The sequence below is a fragment of the Eisenbergiella massiliensis genome, assembly GCF_003435485.1.
On sequence record NZ_QVLV01000007.1, the window covers coordinates 22327 to 47127 of the forward strand.

At 43.2% G+C, this 24801-nt stretch carries 22 protein-coding genes; 7 read left to right on the top strand and 15 right to left on the bottom strand.

The annotated features are described in order from the left end of the window. Nucleotides 1-90 precede the first annotated feature (90 nt). The 11 genes from DXC51_RS11575 to DXC51_RS11625 form a co-directional block, all read right to left on the bottom strand. Nucleotides 91-1653, bottom strand: coding sequence for an ABC transporter substrate-binding protein (locus DXC51_RS11575; RefSeq protein WP_117544618.1), 1563 nt, complete (start codon nt 1651-1653; stop codon nt 91-93). A gap of 96 nt (nt 1654-1749) precedes the next feature. Next, nucleotides 1750-3351 (bottom strand): response regulator, encoded by a 1602-nt coding sequence (locus DXC51_RS11580; protein ID WP_181970091.1) that lies wholly within the window; start codon nt 3349-3351, stop codon nt 1750-1752. Next, nucleotides 3329-5053 carry a sensor histidine kinase gene (locus tag DXC51_RS11585; protein ID WP_117544620.1) on the bottom strand — a complete coding sequence of 575 codons (1725 nt, stop codon included), beginning with the start codon at nt 5051-5053 and terminating at the stop codon, nt 3329-3331. Before DXC51_RS11585 ends, DXC51_RS11580 begins: the two co-directional genes overlap by 23 nt. 143 nt (nt 5054-5196) lie before the next feature. Next, nucleotides 5197-6267, bottom strand: coding sequence for an alpha/beta hydrolase (locus DXC51_RS11590; RefSeq protein WP_021637907.1), 1071 nt, complete (start codon nt 6265-6267; stop codon nt 5197-5199). Nucleotides 6268-6284: 17 nt separating this feature from the next. Next, nucleotides 6285-7850, bottom strand: coding sequence for a carboxylesterase family protein (locus DXC51_RS11595; protein ID WP_117544621.1), 1566 nt, complete (start codon nt 7848-7850; stop codon nt 6285-6287). Nucleotides 7851-7868: 18 nt separating this feature from the next. After that, nucleotides 7869-9374 (bottom strand): alpha/beta hydrolase domain-containing protein, encoded by a 1506-nt coding sequence (locus DXC51_RS11600; RefSeq protein WP_117544622.1) that lies wholly within the window; start codon nt 9372-9374, stop codon nt 7869-7871. Nucleotides 9375-9396: 22 nt separating this feature from the next. Then, entirely contained in the window at nt 9397-10362 is a 966-nt protein-coding gene (locus tag DXC51_RS11605) for an alpha/beta hydrolase (protein WP_181970092.1), read from the bottom strand. Nucleotides 10363-10814: 452 nt separating this feature from the next. After that, nucleotides 10815-11657, bottom strand: coding sequence for an RNA polymerase sigma factor (locus DXC51_RS11610; RefSeq protein WP_117544624.1), 843 nt, complete (start codon nt 11655-11657; stop codon nt 10815-10817). Between the two features lie 137 nt (nt 11658-11794). Further along, entirely contained in the window at nt 11795-12262 is a 468-nt protein-coding gene (locus DXC51_RS11615; protein WP_117544625.1) for a hypothetical protein, read from the bottom strand. Nucleotides 12263-12369: 107 nt separating this feature from the next. Then, entirely contained in the window at nt 12370-13278 is a 909-nt protein-coding gene (locus tag DXC51_RS11620; RefSeq protein WP_117544626.1) for a helix-turn-helix transcriptional regulator, read from the bottom strand. A 1-nt stretch (nt 13279) separates the two neighbouring features. Further along, complete coding sequence (locus DXC51_RS11625) at nt 13280-13657, bottom strand: antibiotic biosynthesis monooxygenase family protein (protein ID WP_102289498.1); 378 nt, start codon at nt 13655-13657, stop codon at nt 13280-13282. A 152-nt stretch (nt 13658-13809) separates the two neighbouring features. Here DXC51_RS11625 and DXC51_RS11630 point away from each other — a divergent pair, with 152 nt between their 5' ends. Beyond that, entirely contained in the window at nt 13810-14112 is a 303-nt protein-coding gene (locus DXC51_RS11630; protein WP_147332360.1) for a hypothetical protein, read from the top strand. A 39-nt stretch (nt 14113-14151) separates the two neighbouring features. On the opposite strand, the gene DXC51_RS11635 is transcribed toward DXC51_RS11630, so the two are convergent. After that, a complete protein-coding gene (locus DXC51_RS11635; RefSeq protein ID WP_117544628.1) occupies nt 14152-14703 on the bottom strand; it encodes a TetR/AcrR family transcriptional regulator in 552 nt (183 codons plus the stop codon). A 272-nt stretch (nt 14704-14975) separates the two neighbouring features. Between DXC51_RS11635 and DXC51_RS11640 the strand changes: the two genes are divergently transcribed. Then, complete coding sequence (locus tag DXC51_RS11640; RefSeq protein ID WP_102289500.1) at nt 14976-15749, top strand: hypothetical protein; 774 nt, start codon at nt 14976-14978, stop codon at nt 15747-15749. A gap of 10 nt (nt 15750-15759) precedes the next feature. On the opposite strand, the gene DXC51_RS11645 is transcribed toward DXC51_RS11640, so the two are convergent. Continuing rightward, on the bottom strand, nt 15760-16437 hold the full coding sequence (locus DXC51_RS11645; RefSeq protein WP_181970093.1) for an ABC transporter permease: 678 nt from the start codon (nt 16435-16437) through the stop codon (nt 15760-15762). 337 nt (nt 16438-16774) lie between these two features. On the opposite strand from DXC51_RS11645, the gene DXC51_RS11650 reads away from it, so the two are divergent. The 5 genes from DXC51_RS11650 (at nt 16775) to DXC51_RS11670 (ending at nt 22702) form a co-directional block, all read left to right on the top strand. Next, nucleotides 16775-17671 (top strand): helix-turn-helix domain-containing protein, encoded by an 897-nt coding sequence (locus DXC51_RS11650; protein ID WP_117530488.1) that lies wholly within the window; start codon nt 16775-16777, stop codon nt 17669-17671. A gap of 268 nt (nt 17672-17939) precedes the next feature. Then, the gene (locus tag DXC51_RS11655) at nt 17940-19586 is read left to right on the top strand and encodes an extracellular solute-binding protein (RefSeq protein ID WP_117544630.1); all 1647 of its coding nucleotides are present in this window, start codon (nt 17940-17942) and stop codon (nt 19584-19586) included. 247 nt (nt 19587-19833) lie between these two features. Next, on the top strand, nt 19834-20616 hold the full coding sequence (locus DXC51_RS11660) for an ABC transporter permease (protein ID WP_330413825.1): 783 nt from the start codon (nt 19834-19836) through the stop codon (nt 20614-20616). Nucleotides 20617-20631: 15 nt separating this feature from the next. Next, the gene (locus DXC51_RS11665; protein ID WP_021637889.1) at nt 20632-21525 is read left to right on the top strand and encodes a carbohydrate ABC transporter permease; all 894 of its coding nucleotides are present in this window, start codon (nt 20632-20634) and stop codon (nt 21523-21525) included. Between the two features lie 46 nt (nt 21526-21571). Beyond that, a complete protein-coding gene (locus tag DXC51_RS11670; protein WP_117544631.1) occupies nt 21572-22702 on the top strand; it encodes a glycoside hydrolase family 88 protein in 1131 nt (376 codons plus the stop codon). A gap of 455 nt (nt 22703-23157) precedes the next feature. Here DXC51_RS11670 and DXC51_RS11675 read toward each other — a convergent pair whose 3' ends face one another. Together DXC51_RS11675 and DXC51_RS11680 are read right to left on the bottom strand one after the other, a co-directional pair. Further along, a complete protein-coding gene (locus DXC51_RS11675; protein ID WP_117544632.1) occupies nt 23158-23949 on the bottom strand; it encodes an alpha/beta hydrolase in 792 nt (263 codons plus the stop codon). A 19-nt stretch (nt 23950-23968) separates the two neighbouring features. Further along, entirely contained in the window at nt 23969-24799 is an 831-nt protein-coding gene (locus DXC51_RS11680) for an alpha/beta hydrolase (protein WP_117544633.1), read from the bottom strand. Nucleotides 24800-24801 lie beyond the last annotated feature (2 nt).

The window sequence follows — 24801 nt, forward strand, 5'->3', positions numbered from 1 at the left end:
GGGCATGTCCGCCCGGCTCGTTGCCCGCGGGAATAAATGCCAGCCATAGCCGTCTGCAGCCGGCAACACATCTTAATGCTGTTTGTCAGTTTATTGTACGGCAAGCCATGCATCGAACTGCTTCTGTTCTTCTGCAATAATTTCGTCAATTCCTGCTGCCTTCAGCTCTTCGTTGAACTTTTCAAGATAGGAATCCACATCCACAAGGCCGTATAACAGGGCGTCCCTGTATTCCGCCACAACCGTGGTACATGCCGCCATCTGGTCATAAACCGGGGCGCTGTCAAATACAAAGCCCATAGCTTCAGAGAACTTTGCATGGTCCGGGGCATCCAGCATATCAGAATAATAGGTTGTCATTTCTGTTTCCAGCGGAATGCTCAGGCACTGGTTCGGGTAAAACCAGGGACAATCCTGGTTCCATGTGCTGTTGTTCTGGGTAACGCCTTCAGGACGGCGGGCAATGCCCTTTTCATCCACGGTATAGTGCACGCCTTCAATTCCCAGAATAAAGTAGCGGGCCACATTTTCATCGGTTGCCATCAGGTACATCATCTTCATGGCTGCATCCGGGTTCTTGCAGACGGTGGAGATCATCCAGCCGCCCAGTACGGAAGCGCTTGTGCCAACCATGTCCGTCAGCTGGAATTCAATGGGCTCGTAAGGGCTGTAAGCGATCAGAGCCTTGATGTAATCCGGGCTATACCCGCCAAGGTAACAGCCTGCGGAAACGCCGTTATTATATTGAGTAATTGTCATCTCGTTATTTAACGGATCATCCATCATCACTCCGGCATCCTTCCACTCCTTCATACGGATGCAGAAATTACGCCATTCTTCCGTTTCATAGAGATTTACAATTTCCTTCGTGCCCACGCCCCGGTTCATCAGAACACCCAGCCAGTTGCTGTTTCCCAGGCTGTCGATGCCGATAACCGCTTCGTTGTTGGTATTCACCATATAGGCAAATTCCGGATGGATTTCCTTGGCATCCTTCATGATCTGCGTCATCTCATCCAAAGTGATCCGTTCTCCGTCTCTGCCGGCAATGCCAAGATCCTCAGCCACATCTTTTCTCAAAGCATAGACATCATAGGTTGCGTAGCTGTCCACAGAAGGAACCGCATACTGCACGCCGCTGATCTGCTGCGTTTTCAGCACATTTTCAGGATACATTTCCCATAAATCGGGATAGACATCAAGATACTGGTCCAATGGGATGCACTGCTCATTTTTCACGCATCCGTCCAGTGTAGAATAGAATCTCCAGCAAAACAGGTCCAAAGGCTGCTGGTTGTCAGACAGCATCAGAGTCAGCTGGGTAGACAGATCTCCTAAAGTCATCTGTACCATATCGGCCTTTACGCCGGCGTTAATGGATACCAGATACTCGTTTAAGGCATCCTCAACCATCTGCTCATCCGCCATTTCGCTCAGTACAGGCACCTGTACCGTAATTGTGGGCCATTCCTCCGGATTTCCCGTTGCCGCAAAGCCTTTTGCACTTTCTGCCGTGTCCGCAGCCCCTGTCGCCGGTGCTTCTGCGCTCCCGGCTTCCGAAGACGCAGCTGCGGCCGGCGCTTTTGAACCGCAGCCAACCAAAGAACCTGCCATTACAGCGGCCAGAATCAGTGACAACAGCTTCTTTTTCATTACATTACCTCCCTTATCCTATTGATTAAGTCATTCAACTGATAAGCCTATTCTAGTCAAATCAGGGAGGGAAAAATATGCAAAATCAGAGAAGGTTTATTGCATTTTCTGATTCGCGGCCGACTTCCGGTATTCCATGGGGGTACAGCCTGTCAGCTGCTTAAAGCTTCTGGTAAAATTGGAATAATTCCCATACCCCACATGGCTGGATATGAGGGTTACAGGTAATGTTGTTGTGGCCAGCAACATTTTGGCCGACTCCATTTTTTCATTCACGATATATTCCTTTAAGGTATAACCCGTATTCTTTTTAAACAGCTTTGTTAAATATTCAGGATTCATCCCGGCAAATTCCGCAATTTCCGATACCGACACATCGCTGTCCAGATGCTGCCTGATATACTTGATGGTTTCCTGCACCACATCCCTGGTATCCTTGCTGCCGATAAGCTTCTGCAGCTTTTCAGTGATATGGGTCATCGCCTTTTCAAACAGGTCATACCTCTGCCAGGCGTTCATATAGGTCAGATAAGGCAGCTCCTCATCAAAAATCACATCGCTTCCAATCTGATGGTTTACCAGATATGCCAGTAAAAGCTGCGTTATACTCTGATGCAGGTTCATCATGCCTGACGCATTCATACGTCCGCGGTAGTCATTGCTTATATAAGAAAGGATGCTGTCCCTGAAGTCCTGGAACTGCTCCTGCTCCAACAGCTTTTTCCAGATATTCAGCTGAAGCTTGTAAGAATTGCTGCCTGCCTCTTTCTCATTTTCCCGCGGCAGAAATACCCGGCTTTCCTGACGCACATTATCTCTTTGGGCCTGGAATAAAGGCAGCGAATATTTGGGCAGTTCAGCCGGCCCGCAGACATTGCCGCAGTATATTGCCATTGTGGTCAGAAGGACGCGGAAGGACAGAATGCGGAAGCTCTCCAGCTTATCTGCAATTACCTCCCTTTCATAAGCCAGCTCCCGTTTCCAATATAAAAGCATGGCGAAATCCGTACTGTTTTCCTCCAGCATGACAATGCTGTAAACTCCTAGCTCCTGGAATACCTCGTCCAGGATATTCTGATAAATCAGCCGCAGGATAGGCTTTTCAATTTTTTCCAGATGCTTCTGCGTCTTCAGCACCTGTATCAATACCGGCAAATAAACCGATTCTCCTGCATTGTTAATATTATGGTAAGAAATCAATCTGCGGATATAGGAATCATCCGTATTCCTGCCTTCCAGATATTGCAGCGCTCCCACTTCAAGAATATTCTCTTCATAGGTCTGAAAAAAGGCGCCTTTATTCATCAGCTCCAGGTTTTTTCTCTCAATCTTAATCTGGGATACCGCCCGCTCCACAACACTTTTTAACTCCTCCGTACTGACAGGCTGAAGTACATAATCGAAGCTCTGCATGGAAATTGCTTCCTTCATATATTTCACATCCGCATATGCCGTCAGGAAAATAATTTTTACATCCGAATGCTCCTCAAGCACCCATTTTGCAAAAGTAATGCCGTCCATTTCAGGCATGACAATATCACAAAGGAAAATATCATAATGGTATTTTTTCATACATTCCTTCGCTTCTCCGGCGCTGTCTGCCGTATCAATTCTTTCCATTCCCAGCTCCATTTCCATAAGCTGGGAATATACTGTTTTTAATATTGTTTTTTCATCATCGATTATCAGTATGTTCATTTTCTTCCCGGGGCAGCAGTATCTCCGTAACAGCCCCTCCTGTGGGACTATTATAGAAATAGAGCCTCGCCCTTTCTCCATATAGCAAATATATCCGGTACTTTATATTATCAACCCCAACCTGCCTGGAATGATACTGGAACTGCGTTACAGGCCTGTTCAGCTCCTCCAGCCGCTGCGGCTGGTATCCCTCTCCATTATCCGATATCCGGATTCTGATATACCTTTGTTCTTCATCCTCTATTCTGTCTGCCATAATGGAAATGGAAAGCACCCTGTTTTTACTCACCGCATGTTTTATGGAGTTCTCTACAAAAGTCTGAATACATAAAATAGGCACCTGATAGGACTCGTCCTCTTCGTCCAGCTGTATCTGAAGAAGAATCGGCATTGCGTTTCTGATAATATAAATATTACAGTAGGCTTTCACCTCCTCTATCTCCTCTGCCAGCGTAACCAGACTGTCCGAATCCTGAAATACATATCGGAAATGCCTGGAAACGGCATAAATCATTGTTTTTACCGTGTCCACATCATTTTCATTCAGCAATGAGGCCACAATATTCAAACAGTTCAGGAAAAAGTGAGGCCTGACCTGCAGCTGATAATACTGTAATAAAGCCGCGTTGGCCTCTTTCTCCTTTTCGTATCTTTCCTGCTCCAGTTTGCCCATTTCCGTGATCAGCTCATCCAGCTTTTCATTGATCAGCCGGATTTCCTCCAGCTGGTTTTCCTTTCCCGCTTCCCCGAAATTTTCAGGAAGCTCTCCTTTTTTCATTTCTGTAAGGCGGTGCACAAAGTGATCGATTGGCTGATAAATAATCCGCTTTACAAACCGGTATACATTCCAAAGGACAGCAAAAGCTGTCAGCGGAATTAAAATGAATAACAGCCAGAACTCCATCTGGTTCCAGAAAGCAAGCTTTTCATCCTTATGTACCAGCAGGATACGGAGATTCTCTCCCTCCAGATCCTTCCTGGAAATCATATACATTAAACCTGCTCTCTCCGTATTGCTCCTTAGCTTCTGTGCAATGGCCTCTTCCTCCAGAAGCATATCTCCCTGATTTACCAGGATATTCCCCTCCCCGTCAGAAATCACAAGCTGCATATTTTCTCTCAACACAAAATATTGGGACAGGTTAACCGTATACCCCAGAAGCTTCCCCCGATCTCCCAGGATATACAGCAGATAAGCTTCTCCCTCATAGGTCATTATTTCTTTATAAGGCATCTTTTCATCCATATGGGCGCGTGCTTCCTGCTTAATTGCCTGGTTCAAACGATAGCTGTCTCCTGTAAAAGTAAATCCGCTGAATTCGCTGTGCAGGGAATCCCAGGCCTTATCATAATAAAAAATGCCGCCAAAATAGTCCAGATTGTCTGCCCTGCTGCTGAAATTATTGTTCAGGTAATAAGAAGCAAGCATCCACTGGCTTTCCGTGATCTGGGAACGTTTCAATATCTGATAGTGCACATTATTTCCATACAGATTCTTAATATAGGCTTCCATAGAGCTGATATCCTGCGCAAGCTGCTGTGCATAATCCGAAGTCATAATCTCATGGTCCCTCTTATACACATGGCGGTACTGCAATATGATATATCCACCAAAACACAGTAAAAGCAAAAGCAGCAAAACGGAACCGCCGATACCTCCTATCAGAAGATATCTTTTTATGGATCTTTTTTTACTCCGCAACTACTATCCCCCCTGTTAATGCAATTCACTTCTGCAGATTTATGCTTTCCGCTTTTATTTCTGCAGTCTCCGGTCCATCCTCTCTGTAAATCCTTTTCCCCGAAAACAGATTTGAAATTCACCATTCAGATTTTATCACATAATCAATCCTGAAACAAATCCCGCTGCTCTTTTCCCAGTATATTCCACATAAACTGCTCCGCCAGTAGCTCCCACATTTCAAAATTAGGATACTTTACATATCCGTCCAGCAACTTCCGCCCGGCCTGACCATGGGGCACACCGGAAAAGGTATGGATTTCAACCGTCACGCCATGGCTGACCAGATCCGGATACAGTTTATTTATATTATCCATGTTAAAATCTTCGAGTCCCACCGCATGGAATACCGGGGGATATACCACTCTGCTATAATCAAAGGTTTCATGATTCATCCTCGGTCCGTAAATACAGAGAAAAGCATCCATTGATGCGCTGACCTGATCCAGCGCATCCTCCTCATAATCAGGAAACACCTCCGACATTCTCTGTTCCCCGGAATAATAACGGATGCAGGCCTCTCCCGTCAGTCCGCCGTTGGAAAAGCCAGCAAATACGATCTGGTTTTTCTTCACACGATATTTTTCCGCATTTGCCCTGACTATGCGTATGGCTCTTGCCGCATCCGCTCCCGCCTCTTTGCCGCTCCAGGGATTTAAGTTGGTACGGTTCAAAAGAAGAAAGCATTGATAGCCCATTTGGTTGAAGTCCCTGGCCACCTGATAACCCTCGCACAAAACGGTAAAGCCGTGATCCCCGCCGGCGCACAGAATGATCGCGCCCATCGGCGTCACCTCCTCCGGCACAAGCATTTCATACATAAAAGGGGCAAAATCGGGATTGTGGTTATACCTGTATGCAGAATTATCCGTGTATTCCGTCAGCGAGGGCACCCTGTTTTCCGGCCACAGCATGAGCCTGGGACGTTCCTGCTTCCTGTTTTCAATTTTCAGCCTCAGTTCCCGGAAGGCTTCCAGCCGGGAACTGATCTCTTCCGGGGAATCCAGTTCTTCAATTTCACATGCCATACCTGCAAGCTCTGTAAGCAGATCCATGGGATAGCACAGACAATTCTCAAACAGCGGAACCGCCGCCAGATTTTCCTCTCCGAAAACACTTCTGACCATATCCATTTTAGCGCGCATTTTTTCAAATAAAGCTTTCATATCATCCATTATACTGGCTCCTTTTCTTATAAAGACATTGCCTCACGGTAAGGCCGCGTAGGATCACATTCTATTCTGCAGCAATCATCAATTATCATTGTTTCACAGGCGGCGGAAAATGGTGCCCAGTTCAGATTAGGCAGGGACGGATCTCCTGTCCTGGCAAAGGCGCCCAGAAAAGCTGCCAGCCGCTTCGATACCGCCTCGCTTTCCGGGTGCAGCACAATCCGAAGCTGCAGGGGAAGATCCGCTCCATGCCAGGAAAACCTTTTTTCAGGAATTACCCTGTGTGGCGCATCATAGGCGTTCAGATACCGGAAGACACTTCCCGCATTCTGTGCGGAGCAGTATACCGCGTGCTCAAATGCCGCCTGTTCTAATGGTCCGCACATGGTACAGATTTTCATGAGCAGATGTGCATTGTCGTCTCCCTTTCTGTCCATGCTTCGAAATACACGGATCAGTTCCCGTGCTTTGGAAGGCGTGGTTTCCGGCAGCCGCATCCATCCCGGGCCGCAGCCGTTTACTATAGCATGGATCATCTCCTCCTCCGTCTGAATTTTATGTTCCTGTTCCGAAGCAAATGCCGCCAGTTCATCCTCAGAGGAACCGACAATAATCGGCACCTGAGGATTCACCATGGGGAAACCGTCTTTTGCATTAAACGGCAGGTGGATTCCGTCGGCTGCCGGTTCAAAGGCAAAAGGCCCAAGGGAAAAAGCCGCGCCGCAGATATGGGAATCCGGCAGTTCCTGCAGCCTGGCAATCACATTATCTTTAATTTCCAGCTGGTACAGAAAATGCGCCGTGGTATCCGCAGCCATATCAGTTGTATACCTTCCCGGCTTTCCGAAGGCGCTTTCCATCACAGCCCCTTTTATCAGGGAAGCGGTTTCCGGCATGGCTAACAGTGTGGCGATTTTAATGCCTCCTCCGGATTCTCCCATAACGATTACATTCTCAGGATCCCCGCCGAAAAATCCGATATTTTTATGTACCCATTTCAGAGCAAGCACCAGATCAGTCATTCCGGCTGTGCCTGATTCCAGGAAATCTTTCTCTATTTCACCCAGGTAAAGAAAACCAAAGGCATTTAACCTGTGGTTTATTCCCACAAGAACAATATCCTGCTCTCTCACCAGCCCATCCGCCCCCAATACCGTAGTCCCTGAGCCGGATGCAAAACCGCCTCCATGGATATATACGATAACAGGACGTTTTCCTTCTCCCGGCTGCGGTGTGAGAACATTCAAAACCAGGCAGTTTTCTCCCCTGATCTCCTGATTACAGCCGAAGGGCTCCGGATTCCCGCCGCTGAAATAATTGCCGAAATCCCAGCTTGCGGTAATACTGCCGCCCTCCTGCACTGCAATGGGACCGTTTTTTCTACAGTCTCTGATACCTGTCCAGGCCTTTGGTTCACGGGCCGGCAAAAAACGGTTGTTCCCATCACAGCTGCCGCCATAGGGGATTCCCCGGAACACGGCTATGCCGTTTCTGTTTTCTCCTGCAACTTTTCCATATTCCGTATCGGCAACCGGATACTCTTGCGTCACCCTGCCAAATACGGGATTCCCATATTGTTCCCTCATATAAAAACGGCCTCCTTGTTATTCCGGAACAGCAGCGTCCATTGCTTCCATAATAATTTCCGAAGCATCCTCCGGGAGGAGAAATCCGTTTTGGATCATCTCCATAACCGATTTTACAACCTTCCGCAGATATACATCGTGGGTTGGATAAAGCGTCCTCAGTTTTTCAGCGGAAAAAGGCGTGATTATATTGCGGACGGCACCCGGTTCATCCTTCCAGGTATAGGTACAAACGGGAACATCCACGTAGGGAGAACGGACGCCGCCTTTGGGATTGCCATGCTCATCCAGCACGAAATCCGCATCCGGATATTCCCCTTCCATTTCGATATAGGCTGATTTCGGTGCGGGAATCCCGTACCGGATCCATTTTTTCAGATGATCCAGCACTGCCCTGATTACATAATGGAACGGAATTTCCCCAAAATGACGTTCCAGGGGATATTCCTTCCCCTCCCCATTATACTTCTGCAGATCCTCTGCACAGGGACAGACCGCCATATCCCAGTCCATACCCAAAGCGGCGCCCGCTATTTCGTACTGCCTGTGCTGCCGCCCGGGAAGATCGCTGTCCGGCCAGCGGTACATATAAGAATAACTGGGATGTATACCGCCGCCCCGCATGTCTCCCATGGTCTGTGTCCAGACAAGCGGCACATTGGTCATAATTTTGCATCTGTCATCATTGGCTTCAAAACACGTCTCTCCGTTGCTGATGCAGCCGGGATAACCGGTCATATGGATGTGAAAGCCGTCAAAACAGGGGTTTTTGCCGTCAATCGTAGCAAACGGCTGAAGCGCGGCTGCATAAAGGGACAGATCACAGCCTGACGCCCCCATGCCGATCACATATCTGGCGGCTTTTCCTGAAATGCTGCTGCCGTACAAAGGATTCTGCAGCGTTTTTGATTTTAGAAGCGCCGCCGCCTGACTCATGGCATCGTAAGCCAGCCCGCTTTCAAACTCTCCGCTCTCCTTCGTCTCCATTTCCCCTGTCAGCGTCCTGCCCTGTTTTCTTTTGTCCAAAGGAACAGGATTGGGGAAACCAAGAGCGGCGTACCTTACTGCGTCAAATTTTTTCAAATTATCAACAGCGTTCTGCCGTATGGTAATGCCCACCCATACATCTCCCCTGGAAAGTATATATTCTGCGCAGTATCCCCAGCCTGCAAAGGCGCGTTCCGCCCCGGCGTAATTAAAAATCTCCAGTATGGCGAAATCACTTTGTTTATGGGGATCCCTGGGACGGCGTACCAGAATTCGCGTACAGTAGCTTCCATCCTGACAACGGATTTTCGGATACAGCCCCACGTCATGATATTCATATACATTGGCATATCCGCTGATGAGATATTCCTCTTCCACATAACCGTATTTTGCCAGATCAAACGGCTTCTGCTGACGGTTTGCGGCATTAAAGGGATAGGATTCATCTGTATTGGGAAGCGGACCGGCCACCTTTGGGAGAGCAACCGGAAGCTTTTCTATTTCTTTCAGTTCTTCATAGTAAACAGGCTGTCTCATGAGCTTTCCTTTCTTTCTGCGGTTACGGCACCAGCTTCTTTTTAAAGAAATTCAGTACGATATCATAATACCCTTCTCCTTTAAAGAAACCATGCCCCTGTCTGGGAACCAGGACAAAGGTGGCATCATGGCCGTATTTGAGCAGGGCGTCATAATAATTATAGGAAAATTCCGGCGTTACCGCCTGGTCAGAGTCTCCGTGCATCAAAAGGTACGCCGGCTGTTTCTGATCCACATAAAAAATCGGGCTGATATCCATGGAAAGCTCAGGGGCCTGGCTGCCGGGCACTCCAAACATCTGCTCAAAAATTTCCCTCTGGGCTGAACTCTTTGGATCCTTCTGCTTCTCCAGCTGCCCGGGCATGAGAGTCAGCCGGATGCCCAGTTCCTCCGCCCGCGCCTGTACTTCCGGACAGACATACGCCCCCATGTGCGTCATATCCCCGCCGCAGTACCAGTCACAGACTGCTTTGACCTCGCTGCTGTATTCCTGCCACCCGCCGTTTCCTTCCAGGCGGGGATTACCATAGGAAGCGCCCACCAGCGCCGCCAGCTGTCCTCCGGCCGATTCTCCCCAGATACCGATGCAGTCCGGATCAATTCCCAGTTCCCCGGCATGTGCTTTCAGGAAACGCACGGCGCACTTGCAGTCTTCTATCGGCGCGGGAAAGGGTTTCTCCGTTACCAGCCGGTACTCAATGCTGGCGCAGACAAAGCCCATGCGGCATGCCTGTACCAGGGCGTTCACAGGACGGTATTTTTTCGTCAGCTCAGGAATGCTCCATCCGCCGCCATGCACCCAGATTATAACGGGACGTTTTTTCTCCGTCTTTTCCTGAGGTATCATAAGATCCAGATACATGGGATGCTCCCCGCCCATTCCATAAGCCACATCCTCATAAAAATCAATTTTCTCCGCTTCCCAGTCCGCCTTGAATTCCTCTGACACTCCGGTTTCCTCTCCGAATAATTTTTTCAATTCCAGCATTTTTTCTCCTCCAGTCATTTAACGAACTTCCTCATAATGAATATACTGAATTCATTTTAATGAAATAAGAAAATCAAAAATATACAAAAACAGATTTCCCATATCATATTTTCTGATATCATTTCTTTTCTTCTCTTGTTTTGTTATATGCTGCCTTTTTCTATCTCCGATTTTTTGAGTTATCAAATCGAAGTGTTGTGGCGACCGGATTCTTTTATTTATGCTCTATTAATCAGCTGTTAATTTTCACAAGTTTGACAAAAAAAGAAACAGACCTTTTCTTAAGAATCTGTTTCAAATAAAACCTTCTTTATGCATTGATATAACATTCACAATTATCTTTTACAGTAACATTTTTCCAATAAAAACATCTCTCCTCAATCTTGGTGAAAATCCATTTTCTTCTTTCATCGTTTATGTAGGTTCCCGTGCTATTTATATCTCCGTGCTATCTATACCTCCGCCCTGATCACATCCATACTGCCGGATTTCAGCAGCTTTTTAAGGAAACTCTTTGCATCTAAAGGAGAACGGTATTGAGGCAGCTGAGTGAAAACACCGGACAGTCTGCCCATCTCTTCCATCGCTTCTGTAAATTTTGCAGTATCAGAATGGTCCAGCTTTTCCTGGGAGCTGTATTCAAGATTCCCGGGATTAAGTCTGTGCGTCAGGATTGCATATCCCACACGTTTCTGACAGTTACACTTACCTGTACCGGAAAGCCCACAGTATTCCCCTAAAAATGCAGCTACCTTTTTACGGATGCGTGAAAGCCGCTGACGGTAGGCTTCGGCAGTTAACCCTAAGATTTCGCCGCATACCCTGCTGTCTGCCTTAAACATCAGCCCCAGCACATAGATACAGCGGCTTTCAGGATCCAGGCACTGAAGCATGACATTGGTGCAGGAAGCCTTTAATTCATCTGCCAGTATTTCCTCCTCCACCCCTTGCAGTAAATCCTCTGTATTTGGGACAAACCCCATATTGATGTCCTCGCCATAAAATTCAAAACTCAATGGCCGCTGTGCAAACATTGACTTTTTACAGTTGATAAGATAATTTGCAGCTACACGGTAAGCCCATGTGGAAAAGGCACTCTCCTTTCGGAACGTCGATAACTGTGTAATGATTTTAATCATGATTTCCTGCACGGCATCTTCTGCATCCTGAGGGCTTCCCAGCATTCGCAGTGAAAGATTATAAAGCATATCCTGAACACTTAGAAGAAGAGTTTCCAATGCTTTTTTATCGCCGTTTACCGCCTGGTCAATCAATTCCGGCTCTTTATTTTGCATGCTAATACCTCCATTTTTTATATTATACCTTATTAGACAATGTTTCTGACCAGTTGTGACAAACAAAGTTATTATTTGCAAAAATTATTTCATCCAAATTTGTCTCTCGCTTTCATACAATTATTCTCCTCTCATTCTCACTCCGCCAGTACGGCGCCGCCGGCGGTATCGATTCCGGGGCAACGGCCCAACAGTTCTTCCTGGAGCGCCCTGGCTGATTCCCGCACCTCCTGTTCACTCAGGCCGCCTGTCTTTGCAACGATGCGGATCCAGTCATCCACACTTTTTCCCATACCTTTTATCATTACAAAAATAAGCGTTCCGAATCCAAGAATCAGCAAAAGGGAAAAGACACAAAGCCCGATTCCAACTCCCAGCATATCCTCCTGTTCATCCCGGATGAATTCCAGCACCCTGTTTATGGACCATACAAGTCCTGCCACGCTGCCTGCCAGGAAAACGCCTATAATAAACAGGTTCAGGCCCGCATTGACCCCTTTCTGCGCCTTCTTATGGGCCATAAACACGGAGCCTTCCGGATAATGCTTTCTCCTGTACTCATCATTCATATGCTGTAAATACAATTCTCTGTTTTGAACTTCCATTTTTTATTTTCTCCCCGTATACCTTCCTGCGGTATCCTTTTTCTTATTAATTTACTTTCCCAAAGATATGGCAAAATTCAACTGTACGCTGCTGTTTCAGTTATAATTCATCCGTACATGGCGAGTATCTTTTTTGCCTTTTCCTTTAAAATATTCCTTGCTTCAACAGGCTCAATTACTTCAACATATTCGCCAAATGAAAGCAGGTAAAGGAACGCCCAGTCACTGAGCTGGTATCTGAAAGATACTTCCAGCGTGCCGTCCTCTAATTTTTTAATATACTTTTCCTGAAATTCATCATAGACCTTATATGCTATCTTCTCAGAAAAATGCAATTTAAACATCGGAATATTATAATCCTCTTTATAAGCAGGAGTAATGGAAAAATCCTGCGGCAGTTCGCGTTCAAACAATTGATTTGTTATTTGAAGCTCCCTGATGCGGGACATTTTATAAGTACGGATGGCATTTTTATTCCGGGAATAAGCGACAAGATACCAGGCGTGTGATTTGAAAACCATTTTTAACGGCTCAACAGCCTGACTGGTTACCGTCAGCTCGGAATTAAAATACGTGAAGGTAATCACATACTTATTGATGATTGCACGCTCCAATGCCGTAATATTGAGCCGCTCCTTTTCCGGGCTTCCCCAATATGAGAAATCAATCTCCAGCCATTCTGATTGCATATTATGGCTGAACAGCCCGGCAACCTTGTTCAGGGCTTTATCAGCATCCGGATAATTGGAGGATTTCAGGATTTGCAATGCATGAATAATATTGTTTTGCTCCGCCTGCGTGAAATAGGACTTGTCCAATGAAAAGCCCTGCAGTAAGGACAGTCCTCCGTTATATCCCTTTTGTGATGTAATTGGTATGCCCGCGAGCGAAAGTATATTGATGTCCCTGTATATCGTGCGTGTGGAAACATTAAGTTCCTCCGCCAGCTGTCTGGCCGTTATATACTCATGGCGCAACAGCAGAAACACAATCTGAAGCAGTCTGTCTATCTGCATATCATCCCTCTTTTTTCCTGTTTTCGCGGCACGAAAACAGCTCCTCCCCTAAATATTTATCATGCGGCGCTATCAGGCATTTTTCCATCGGCTTCCAATAGCTGCCGTAAAGATTTTTCTGCGCTGCCCCGTAGCTTTCCTTCGTATCGAACTCCCAATAAAGCATATACTTTACACTTTTTACAATGCGCGTGATTTTGAGAGGCGGCAGTCCTTCTTTAATCTGCTCCATGTCTATATGGTACTCTCTCTTCACAAACCGAAGCAAAAGCAGCCCCGGCTGCTTTTCCAAAAAAGCTTTGGCTTCAGACATAAGCGCCTCAAATTCATCGACCTTCTGCGGTTTGACCTGATAAATGCATATTTCAGTAAATGGCATATATAACTCCTCCTTTATTTTCAGGTTTATCTTATCATGAGGAATATGACATCAGTGTGTCATATTTTAAATAAATATTGTTTTAAGTAATAATTCTATTTCTTCCAGGCATACCAGTTATGCTTACTTTAAATATATTTTGCAGGAAAAACATGGATATGATTGATAGAACCTGTTGCCGTTCTGCTTTTTGCAGCCGTAGTCACTGTTCAGGTAAATTTGAAAATTTCAGCGATATATGGAAGAATTGTTTTCTTCAAAAGATGATGAATGTGAGGGAGACGAAGATAATGAAAAATAAAAGAGCAATTTGTATTACAATCATCTGTGTATTGGGTGTAGTTATACTTCTGCTGTTGCTTTTTTCTCATTTGAACCACGGCAATCTATACAACGGCAATCAAGCTATCGCAAACACAGAAGAGCAACGAAGGCTCCACAGGCAATCAGAATAATGAACCCGAACTTTCCCAAGGTGAATATGCGGTTATTCCTCATTGAGGTGAAGTAATTATTTGTTCCAGCAATTCTCCTACCTGAGCGGCTATTTCTTCAACCCCTCCATGAAATTGATCGAGTACAAAGGATTCCACTACCCCCAAAACAGCCATTCCCATAAATTTTAGAAGAACCTCCGTATTTCTTTTTCCTGAACTCTCTTCTAATTTATAATTCAGTTGGTTCATAATAAAATCCAGCAGACGATTACGGAAGGCTACCGTACTCTCTGTTGCAAACAACGCCGCGAAAAATGCCTTCCTCTCTTCAAAATAACGGAACCATATTACCGTGCCTTCAACAAACCCCTTTTCTTTTTTCTTTTCACAAATGATCCCCAGTTCTTCCAGATGTTTATTTACAACCGCATTTAATAAATCATATTTATCAACATAATGAAGATAGAAGGTTTTTCGGCTGATATCCGCTTTTTCTGTAAGCTCTTTAATTGTAATCATGTCAAACCCGTCCTTCAGAAGCATTTCCAAGAAAGCATTCTGAATTGCCTTTTGTGATTTTAAAATCCTTCGATCTATATTTGTTTCCATATTTTCCTCCGAAATAATACACATATTTGACGGATATGAGTATTACTACATTATTTTAATAATCTGGTAATTGAATTCCATTACCCTATCCATTAATATACACATGTGTAATTATATTCGCAAGAGAATTTTTAAGTCTCCATTATTCCATTTCGACAAACCAGTGGCTTACTAACCCCAAAAGGAGCCATTTATTAACCGGAATTTTATCAGTAAACATTTTTAATAAAATACTATGATAATTCAAAGTACATGAATACAGGAGGAAGAAAATGTCCAGAACTGCAGAAGAATTGATGACCCACCATATCGAATCTATGATGAAAATGAAGGAAAATTCAAATTTAGATGAGGCCTTAGCAGATTATTCAGAAGATCTCGTGGCAATAACCCGCCTGGATGGCCGCACAAGAACTATGGGATATGATACGCTTACCGATACCATGCGAAATACTTTTACTTTTGCGACAAAGCTGGGAATGGATGTGGAGTCGGCTGTTGAAAAACTGGATATCCTTTTTCGTCAGAGTGAAGGCGGCTACATCACTCTTTTAGCCTCTTTAAAACCCTTTTCTTCATTTGCCTCCTTTACCTATATGATAGAGAATGACAAAGCCATTTATGTAACCGGTTATGCAAAAACTGCATTGTCTATGCCCTCTCTTGGCGTTAAGGCACACCCTTTTCCCGAAAATCCAGAAACTCTGGCCACTGTAGAAAAACATTTATCTAACCTCAGGAAACATGATGCTCATGCATTGCCGCAAGACTATGCCGATGACGCCATTATTTTAACCAATTTGAGTGAACGGCCTTACCATGGTACAGCAGCCATTGAATATTATTGTTCCAATCTGCTGGAAAAAGCCAGTGTGGAAATTGATGCTCTGACAGATCCCAATACGAAAATAATCGTAAAAGAAGCTGTTGCGGAAATTGCCTGCATTGTGTTCCAAAACAGGGCAAAAAAGAAATCCGGCGTAATGACCTATCGGGTTCAGCAAGGGAAAATTGTATTTGAATCAGCTATATTTCAAAATGGATGACCGATTTCATTTACTCATTCCGGATTGCCGCCAGCGGACTCATGTTCATCGCTTTCAATGCGGGGAAAATCCCTGCTGTTATTCCAACCAACGCTGCAAATATAAGCGCCGCTAAAGATAGCCAGGAGGGGATCCGTGAGATGTTGCTGCCCATATCACATCCAAGAACCTTCAGCACGCCTATTTCCTTTGTACGCTCATAAATTGACATTACCATTGTATTGGTAATTCCTATTGCTGCTACAAACAAGAATACAGCTCCGATACCGCCCAATACAGTCTGAATCATCTTTGATTGCTTTTCCGACTGTTCCAGCCATTCGATCTTGCCGACAGCCTGATACCCCGATTTATTCAGCAGTGTAAGTACCTCTTTCACATGCTTTACATTGTCCACATTTACTTCTATGCTATCATAAACAAAATAGGGCAGAGGCTTTCCATTTTTCATGGTTGGCTGCCCCGGGATTATCTTTTTCTTAAATATCTGCTTTAACCGTACCTTCAGAAGTTCCAGATCCGTATATACTGTGTATGAATAGTCTGAATTCTTGCTCATCGTTTCATCAATAATCCCGGCTGAATTCAATGAATATTTTTTGGGCGGCTTAACCGTGCTGTCCGTCCGGGAATTAAAATAAGCATCCGCGTCAAAGACAACAAACATGGGCGTTTTCTCTAAATCCACTTTGGGAAATTCACCAAGTGCTCTGCTGTTGGGGAGGCAATGGCTAAAATATATTTATTCATTAGCTTCCATCAGGTACTCTGCAGTAAACCGTTTCCGAAAGCTTTTTGCATTTCATATCAGCATGCTTTTTTCCATCCTGCTTCATGGCAATCCGTCTGCAAGTCTAATCCATTCATTGTCCGGGCCAGGTTTCATACCACAGGCTTGATTGAAATAAGCAGCCACTAATTAATTCCGACTTTTGACACTCAAACCAGTTACTTATAAGGTGATTGATTTCTGAACGCAGTATGGATATAATCAAAATAGTTACAATTCATGAATAACGGAAGCGATGGAAATAATGGCGATAACTCAGAAAACGATTAACTATGAAACCACCGATTTTGAGAATTCGTTCCAATTGGTTCATAAGATAACAACCAAACGGTTTCAGTATGGAACTCATATTCATACCCGTTTTTATGAAATCCATTTTCTAATCAGGGGGGAAGTCGAGTTCGCTATTGAAGAGATGAGGAAGAAATTGGAACATGGAGATGTTACGGTTATTGCGCCTGGTGAGATCCACAGGCCGTATATAAATGATAATAAAGAATATGAGAGAATAGTATTTCATATTTCAGATAATTTGTTGACAGAACTGTCTACACCGCGTACCAATCTGCAGAGTATGTTCAGACGGGTAAAAACACACTTTATTCATTTTACGGATGAGGAACTTGAAGAATTTTTTATACGTTCAAAAGAAATAAACAAATATGTAAGTAATCCGGAACAGCCAGGGGCGGATATCTTAATGCAGTCCTATCTGAATATCATTCTGATGCAGATACTTAATAAGCTTCAGATATCAGATGAAAATACAGGAGAAAATTATGTTGAGCTGTCTCCACTTATCGGAGAAGCAGTAGAATATATAAAAGGTCACCTGACAGAAGATATTTCGGTGCAGTCGGTCGCGGATCAACTGAATATAAGTCGTTCTTATTTAAGCCGTATTTTTAAGGAAAGAACCGGATATAGCCTATGGAACTACGTGCTGTCCAAGAGGCTGATTCTGTCTCAGAAGCTTATTATGGAAGGTCGTTCTGTTACAGAAGCCTGCTTTGACTCGGGATTCCGGGATTATGCACATTTTATCAAATCATTTTCCAGAACCTTTGGGATTCCACCAAAAAAATACAGGGAACAGACGATTAATCAAATAACAATAAATATTATAGTATAGGAAATCGAAGAGCGGTTCAAATCGAATCGCTCTTTTTTTGTACAGCTGAAATAAGGATTGCATCTTAAAAAGTACCATAGGGAGTTGTGTACAATATGACATAAAAAGGATGCAAAAAGCAATATGAGCATAAAGTAATATGACTAAAATGTGTATTAACAAAACGTTTTGTAAATTTTAAAAAAGGCTTAAAATTGGCATTTCTAAGAAGGTTTTAAATAATACACAATAATAATTTTGTATAAGACGAAGCGTATTGGAGGAAAATATGAAAAGAAAATTATGTAGTATTATACTCACTTTAGCCATGACAGCATCACTTTTGGCTGGTTGTGCAAGCGAAAAAACATCAGTGGGTACAGAGAATAATGCACAGTCATCTGCCGGTCAGGTACAGCAGGAAAACGGTTCTGAAGAGGCTGTTGCCGAAGTGACCACATATCCTATCGACACGGATACCACATTTACATACTGGGGAGTTTTGAATGGAAATGTCTCAGCAAACTTTAACAGTCTGGGAGACACTGAAATTGCAAAGATGTGGCAGGAAAATACAGGTGTTACAATCGAATTTCAGCATCCCACAGCAGGGCAGGATAAGGAGCAGTTCAATCTGATCATTGCTGATGGAAACTATCCAGATTTCTGGCATTATACATGGTCTAATTCCAGCACCTATCCCGGTGGCCCTGAGAAGGCAATTGCAGACGGAGTTATCCTGGATCTTACTGATTTGATTAATAATTACTGTCCTAACCTGAAAGCATATTTGGAAGCAAATCCGGATGTGGACAAGCAGGTAAAGACAGATTCCGGAAAATATTACTGCTTTCCCAGCATAAAGGAAATTGATGAAGGCTGTACCTGTATGGGGCCAATGATCAGAAAGGATATTTTGGATGATCTGAGACTGGAACTGCCGGAAACCATTGAAGAATGGCATGATGTACTAACTGCTTTCAAAGAAAACGGTGTTGAAATTCCTCTGTCCTGGTATTACCCGGATAAGGGCAGAACCTTTGGATATGCTTGGGGAACACCGGAAACCTTCGTTGTGGATGATGGGAAATGTGTATATGGCCCTTCCAAGGCAGCATATAAAGATTATCTTACAACAATGAAGCAGTGGTATCAGGAAGGACTTCTGAATCCTGATATGTTTTCGGGAGGGGAGGATTTGACCAATACCATGTTGGCTTCCGGAAAAATCGGAGCGACCATGGCATGGACAGGTGGAACGCTCCAGACGGTAACTCTTTTACAGAGACCGGAAAATCCTGATTATGAATTGTCGGCATGTAAATGGCCCGTACTCAATAAGGGAGACAAACCTATGTACGGTTTCCGTAATACCAAGTTTTTTGACGGCGGCATTGCTATTGGCGGAACCTGCAAAGATCCTGTTCTTGCGGCAAAAGTACTGGATTATGGGTACAGTGAAGATGGATATATGATGTTTAACTTCGGAAAAGAAGGCATTTCCTATACAATGGAAGACGGTAAACCGGTATACACGGATATTATTAAGAATAATGAAGATGGTTGGCCGGTGGGACAGGCAATGGCCAAATATATCATGGCCTGCTACAATGGACCGTTTGTACAGTCAGGAGACTATCAGCTTCAGTATTTTAACATCGATGAAGCAAGAGATGCCATGTATACATGGAACGACTGCGGATCTGATGAGACAACTCTTCCCACCATCTCTCCTACCGAAGAAGAAAGTGTGGAATATGCAACGATTATCAACGAAATGAATACTTATGTGGAAGAAATGACATCAAAGTTTATTTTAGGCACTGAGGATATTGAATCGGGCTTTGATAAATATATCGAAACCCTGAACCAACTGGGACTGGAACGGGCTACAGAAATCATGAACAATGCATTGGAACGCTTTAATAATAGATAATCCGGCGAATCAAACGGGAAGAGGAGATGCTTCTTCCCGTTTTCTATCGGGAATACCGATGAAAAACACTTCCAACGACGTATGGTGAGAGGTAATTGGAATGAAAAAAAAGAATGAAAACAATTTTGGAATAAGGGTAAAAAAGGATTGGCGGAAAAATAAGAGCTTGTATCTAATGATCATTCCGGTATTCATTTTTTATTTCCTTTTCATGTATAAGCCTATGTATGGAGTAATTATTTCCTTTATGAATTATTCACCTGCCAGAGGGATTTCAGACAGTCCGTGGGTAGGATTCGACAATTTTATCCGTTTTTTCAACAGTCCCTATTTTTACAGATTAATCCGTAATACCCTTTTACTGAGTCTGTACAGTCTGATATTTTGTTTTACCGCACCTATTGTACTGGCACTTTTGTTAAATGAAGTTACCTGCAAGCCATTTAAATCCGTCGCACAGACCTTAAGTTATCTTCCTCATTTTATTTCTATGGTAGTGGCAATCGGGATTGTGAAGGAATTCTGTCTTTCAGATGGGCTGATTAATGATATTATTGTATTTTTTGGAGGAGAACGTTCCGCACTTCTGCAGAATCCATCTTTATACAGAACTATCTACATCATATCCGATATCTGGCAGGAAGTGGGATGGGGGTCAATTATATATCTGGCCGCATTATCAGGAATCGATTCACAGCTGTATGAAGCTGCTTCCATTGATGGAGCCGGAAAACTGAAGCAGATGCTTCATGTTACAGTGCCGGGTATTATGCCTACAGTAATTATTATGTTCATTCTGCGTATTGGTGCACTGATGAATATGGGTTATGAAAAAACCATACTTCTTTATAATTCCTCCACCTATGAAACGGCAGATATTATTTCTTCCTATATATACCGTTCTGGTTTACTGGAACAGAACTGGAGTTATTCGACGGCCGTAGGACTTTTTAATTCCGTTATCAACTGTATTCTTCTTGTGGTTGCCAATAAGCTGAGCAAGAAGGTCACAGAAACAAGTTTATGGTAATGGAGGGGAAAGGAAATGAATATGAAAAAAAATAAAGTAAAAAAATCGGCTCCAGTTTATATATTCCAGACATTTAACTATATTTTCTTGGCTGCGTTGGTACTGCTTTGCCTTTATCCAATGTGGTACTGCCTTATGGCATCCATCAGTAATCCGGGAGCCATGATGCGGCATATGGGCCCTTTGCTACTGCCTAAAGGTTTTTCACTGGCATCTTATGGGAAGGTGTTTGCTAATCCCAATATAATCAGCGGTTACAAAAATACTATCTTTATTTTGGTGGTTGGCGTAATCCTCTGCCTTCTGATGACCTCTTTGGGGGCTTATGTGTTATCACGTAAAGATTTATTATTCAGGAAACCGCTAATGATGATTATTATGTTCACCATGTTTTTTACAGGAGGCCTGATTCCTACATATCTGAATTTAAAGGAACTGCATTTAACTAACAGCCTGTGGGGACTAATCATTCCTTTTCTTGTAAATACATTTAATCTGATTATTCTGAGGACTTCTTTCGAATCCATTCCTGACAGCCTCATAGAGGCAGCGCAGATTGACGGAGCGAGCCATTGGAAAATTCTTATTAGTATTGTTCTTCCTCTGTCGAAGGCAACGCTGGCAGTTATGGTACTTTATTACGGTGTGGAAAAATGGAATGGCTGGTTCTGGGCTTCTGCGCTTATCAGAAACAGGGAATTACTTCCCCTGCAGGTAATACTTCGGGAAATACTGCTTTCTTCCACGCAGAGTATGCAGACCGGCGCAGGAGCAGGTGACACGGAGGCTATAGGGGCCACTATCCGGTATGCAACAACGATAGTAGCCACAGTTCCTATTTTATGCGTATATCCTTTTGTACAAAAGCATTTTACAAAAGGCGTTATGGTAGGGGCTGTTAAAGAATAAGAAATAAGTCAAAACAGGAATAGAGTATAAAAAGGCAGGTTAGTTTATGAGAAACGAAGAACAGGTCTGGCTGGAAAATCTTTATGACAGACTTTGCTTGAAAATAAAGGCGGAATGCGAAAGAACAGGATCTGGAATACCCTATATTCCGGAGGGCGGCGCTTATTATGATATGGGAAAAGAGAATATCGCATGGTGGACGAATGGATTCTGGCCCGGAATATTGTGGCAGATGTATACAGCAACCGGAGAAGAACTATACAAAAAAAATGCGGAAGCAGTTGAACAGCGGATGGAACTGATGCTGGAAGAGTTTGTCGGTTTAGATCATGATGCCGGGTTCTTGTGGCTGCTTTCAGCAGTTGCAGATTATCGGATTACAGGGAATAAACGCTCCTGTATAAACGCACTTCATGCTGCCAACATACTTGCAGGAAGATTTAATCCGGCAGGAGGATTTATCCGTGCGTGGGGATGTGAAGGAAGCAGTGAAAAAAGCGGCTGGATGATAATTGATTGTCTGATGAATCTGCCTCTTTTGTATTGGGCATCGGAACATACAAAAGATCCAAGATATAAAAATATAGCTATAATGCATACAGATACAGCTATGAAGTACCTGCTTAGGAGCGATGGTTCCGTTTATCATATAGCCAACCTGGATCCGGAAACGGGTGAATTGGTAGGATACCCCGACTGTCAAGGGTATTCCTCTTCGGCTTCCTGGTCAAGGGGACAGGCATGGGCGTTATATGGGATGACATTGGCGCATCTGCATACAGGCAATACGAAATATCTGGAAGCAGCTAAGTGCTGTGCCCACTATTTCATTGCAAATACGGTGGCAACCGGATATGTACCATTATGTGACTTCAGAGCTCCTTTAGAACCGGTAATATATGATACCAGTGCGGGTGCGATTGCAGCCAGCGGTCTGCTTGCGTTAAGCAGGCAGGTTGCTGCAGAAGAAAAAGAGATGTACACAGATGCGGCAATCAAAATATTGAAAGCACTGGATGAGAAACATTGCAACTGGGATACCCGGACGGATTCACTTTTGGCGCAGGGATGTGTGGCTTATCACAGCAGGCAGACGGACGTTCCATTGATTTATGGCGATTATTTTTTTATAGAGGCGGTTACAGGTTTATTGGAAAACGGAATTTTTATGTGGTAAAAACATATTTGTAATGCAGGACCCTCTGAATAAAATATAAAATTTTTCCATAGACTGTTTCAAAGTTTGTGTAAATTCAAAAAACTGAAGTAAAATAAGTTGATAGTTCCGAAAGGGCAAAGCCATTTTCCCGGGCTTTGCCGGGCGGATTTACCGCCTGCTGTTGACATGCTTTTTTGTAACTGTTATATATAAAACAAGGGCGAAAAGCCTGTTTTTAAGACTTTTCACCCTTTATTATCATAGAAGAATCTTATTTACAGACTTTTCTTCATACCCTCATACGGGACGGACAATATCTACCCCGCTGATCATGACATCTATTTCTTTATATAATATTTTATAATCTTTTTCAGCGCAGCCCCAATATACCGCATTTAATACTCAGATTAGAATACAACAATATTTACCTTTTCATACATGACCTATGGAGCCGCTTCAATCAAATACCTACGTTAGGGATATATAATTCTATGCTGTATGGGAAGCCATTTTTCAAATGCTTTACGTAAAGTAATATCCCAAAAATCCCACTCATGTCCATACCCGCATACAATTTCTTCAAATACATCATAACCTATTTCTTTTAAAAATTTTGAGGATTCCTGATGTGCTTTTAAAACAACATCTTTATCACCACAGGTAGTAAAGAACTTAGGTGTTTTTTTCCGTTCTTGGATGTTTTTTATTGCAATAATCTTATTCTCATTACAAGCTTCTGGTCTGTGAATCGGCATTGGCATTCCGGTATTTAAACGCGTATGATTTTCTTCCTCGTAGAAAGTGCCTCCCGACATAACTAATGCAGCTGCATAGTTCTCCGGATAACGAATAGCTATCTTTTCACATCCGGCAGCTCCCATAGATAGTCCGCCAATAAAATTATCTTCTCTTTTATCCGAAAATGGGAAAATGGAGCGCAATACATTTGGTAATTCTTCTGCAATATATGTTTGATATTTTGCTCCATTATCATAATCATCGTAATTCATATTATAATCAGCAGGCATAACTACTGCCAATTTATACTGATCAGAATATCTTACAATATTAGAAAAATTTACATAATCACTATCATCTCCTGAACCACCGTGTAGAAGCCAAAGTACTTGATATTTCATCCCCGGTATATAAACATCATTATTATTATTCATAATATCTGCAAAGCTAAATGTTGGCAAACATATCGTAACATTTGTTTGCATTCCTAACATTTTTGATAAGAAATTCATTTTTATTAAAGCCATTTCTATCCCTCTCTCCTTTTTATTCTGGATAAATTATTTCATGTTTCAAAGGCAACCATTCTTTTAATGCTTTTTTTAGGATAAGATCCCAAAAGTCCCATTCATGTCCATACCCCGGAATTTGTTCTGCAAAATATTTTAATCCGATTTTATCATACATTTGTAATCCCAGTTTAATGTCCTTAATGAGAAGATCATCGGCTCCCCACGCAAAATAAAATTGTGGTAGTTCAATTCCACTTGTAATGATTTTAAATGCCCTTACAGTCATCTGAAGATCTTCTTCTGGCACATTATGCACTTTATACTCAGATACATCTTCATCTGCAATAACCTTTTCTATAAATTGTCTCACAAACTGATCCTCTATATGATGTAATCTCATGCCTGCTCCGCTCATGATTAAAGCAGCTTTATATAACTCAGGTCTTAACAATGCACATTTCATTGCACCACCAGATCCCATAGAAAGGCCACCGATAAAATTATCATCTTTATGAGTTGAAAATGGGTAAAGTGTTTGACAAACATTCATCAATTCATCCGTAATATAAGAAAAATATTTTGCACCTTCTCTTTGATCAGAGTAATACGCATTATAGTCTGCTGGCATAACAACAGCAATCTTATTTTCATCTGCATATCTGACTATGTTAGAGAAATTCACAAAATCACTATCATCACCAGAACCACCATGCAAAAGCCAAAGCACCTGGTATTTCATTCCTGCCGCATAAACATTATCATTATTATTCATAATATCCGTAAAACTAAATGTTGGTAAACATATCGTAACATTTGTTTGCATTCCCAACTTCTTTGATAAGAAGTTCATTTTTACTAAAGCCATTT

Coding starts and splice junctions, on each gene's coding strand:
- DXC51_RS11575 (WP_117544618.1), bottom strand. CDS start 1,653: ATGAAAAAGAAGCTGTTGTCACTGATTCTGGCCGCTGTAATGGCAGGT.
- DXC51_RS11580 (WP_181970091.1), bottom strand. CDS start 3,351: ATGAACATACTGATAATCGATGATGAAAAAACAATATTAAAAACAGTA.
- DXC51_RS11590 (WP_021637907.1), bottom strand. CDS start 6,267: ATGGATGATATGAAAGCTTTATTTGAAAAAATGCGCGCTAAAATGGAT.
- DXC51_RS11595 (WP_117544621.1), bottom strand. CDS start 7,850: ATGAGGGAACAATATGGGAATCCCGTATTTGGCAGGGTGACGCAAGAG.
- DXC51_RS11600 (WP_117544622.1), bottom strand. CDS start 9,374: ATGAGACAGCCTGTTTACTATGAAGAACTGAAAGAAATAGAAAAGCTT.
- DXC51_RS11605 (WP_181970092.1), bottom strand. CDS start 10,362: ATGCTGGAATTGAAAAAATTATTCGGAGAGGAAACCGGAGTGTCAGAG.
- DXC51_RS11610 (WP_117544624.1), bottom strand. CDS start 11,657: ATGCAAAATAAAGAGCCGGAATTGATTGACCAGGCGGTAAACGGCGAT.
- DXC51_RS11615 (WP_117544625.1), bottom strand. CDS start 12,262: ATGGAAGTTCAAAACAGAGAATTGTATTTACAGCATATGAATGATGAG.
- DXC51_RS11620 (WP_117544626.1), bottom strand. CDS start 13,278: ATGCAGATAGACAGACTGCTTCAGATTGTGTTTCTGCTGTTGCGCCAT.
- DXC51_RS11625 (WP_102289498.1), bottom strand. CDS start 13,657: ATGCCATTTACTGAAATATGCATTTATCAGGTCAAACCGCAGAAGGTC.
- DXC51_RS11630 (WP_147332360.1), top strand. CDS start 13,810: ATGGATATGATTGATAGAACCTGTTGCCGTTCTGCTTTTTGCAGCCGT.
- DXC51_RS11635 (WP_117544628.1), bottom strand. CDS start 14,703: ATGGAAACAAATATAGATCGAAGGATTTTAAAATCACAAAAGGCAATT.
- DXC51_RS11640 (WP_102289500.1), top strand. CDS start 14,976: ATGTCCAGAACTGCAGAAGAATTGATGACCCACCATATCGAATCTATG.
- DXC51_RS11650 (WP_117530488.1), top strand. CDS start 16,775: ATGGAAATAATGGCGATAACTCAGAAAACGATTAACTATGAAACCACC.
- DXC51_RS11655 (WP_117544630.1), top strand. CDS start 17,940: ATGAAAAGAAAATTATGTAGTATTATACTCACTTTAGCCATGACAGCA.
- DXC51_RS11660 (WP_330413825.1), top strand. CDS start 19,834: ATGAATTATTCACCTGCCAGAGGGATTTCAGACAGTCCGTGGGTAGGA.
- DXC51_RS11665 (WP_021637889.1), top strand. CDS start 20,632: ATGAATATGAAAAAAAATAAAGTAAAAAAATCGGCTCCAGTTTATATA.
- DXC51_RS11670 (WP_117544631.1), top strand. CDS start 21,572: ATGAGAAACGAAGAACAGGTCTGGCTGGAAAATCTTTATGACAGACTT.
- DXC51_RS11675 (WP_117544632.1), bottom strand. CDS start 23,949: ATGGCTTTAATAAAAATGAATTTCTTATCAAAAATGTTAGGAATGCAA.
- DXC51_RS11680 (WP_117544633.1), bottom strand. CDS start 24,799: ATGGCTTTAGTAAAAATGAACTTCTTATCAAAGAAGTTGGGAATGCAA.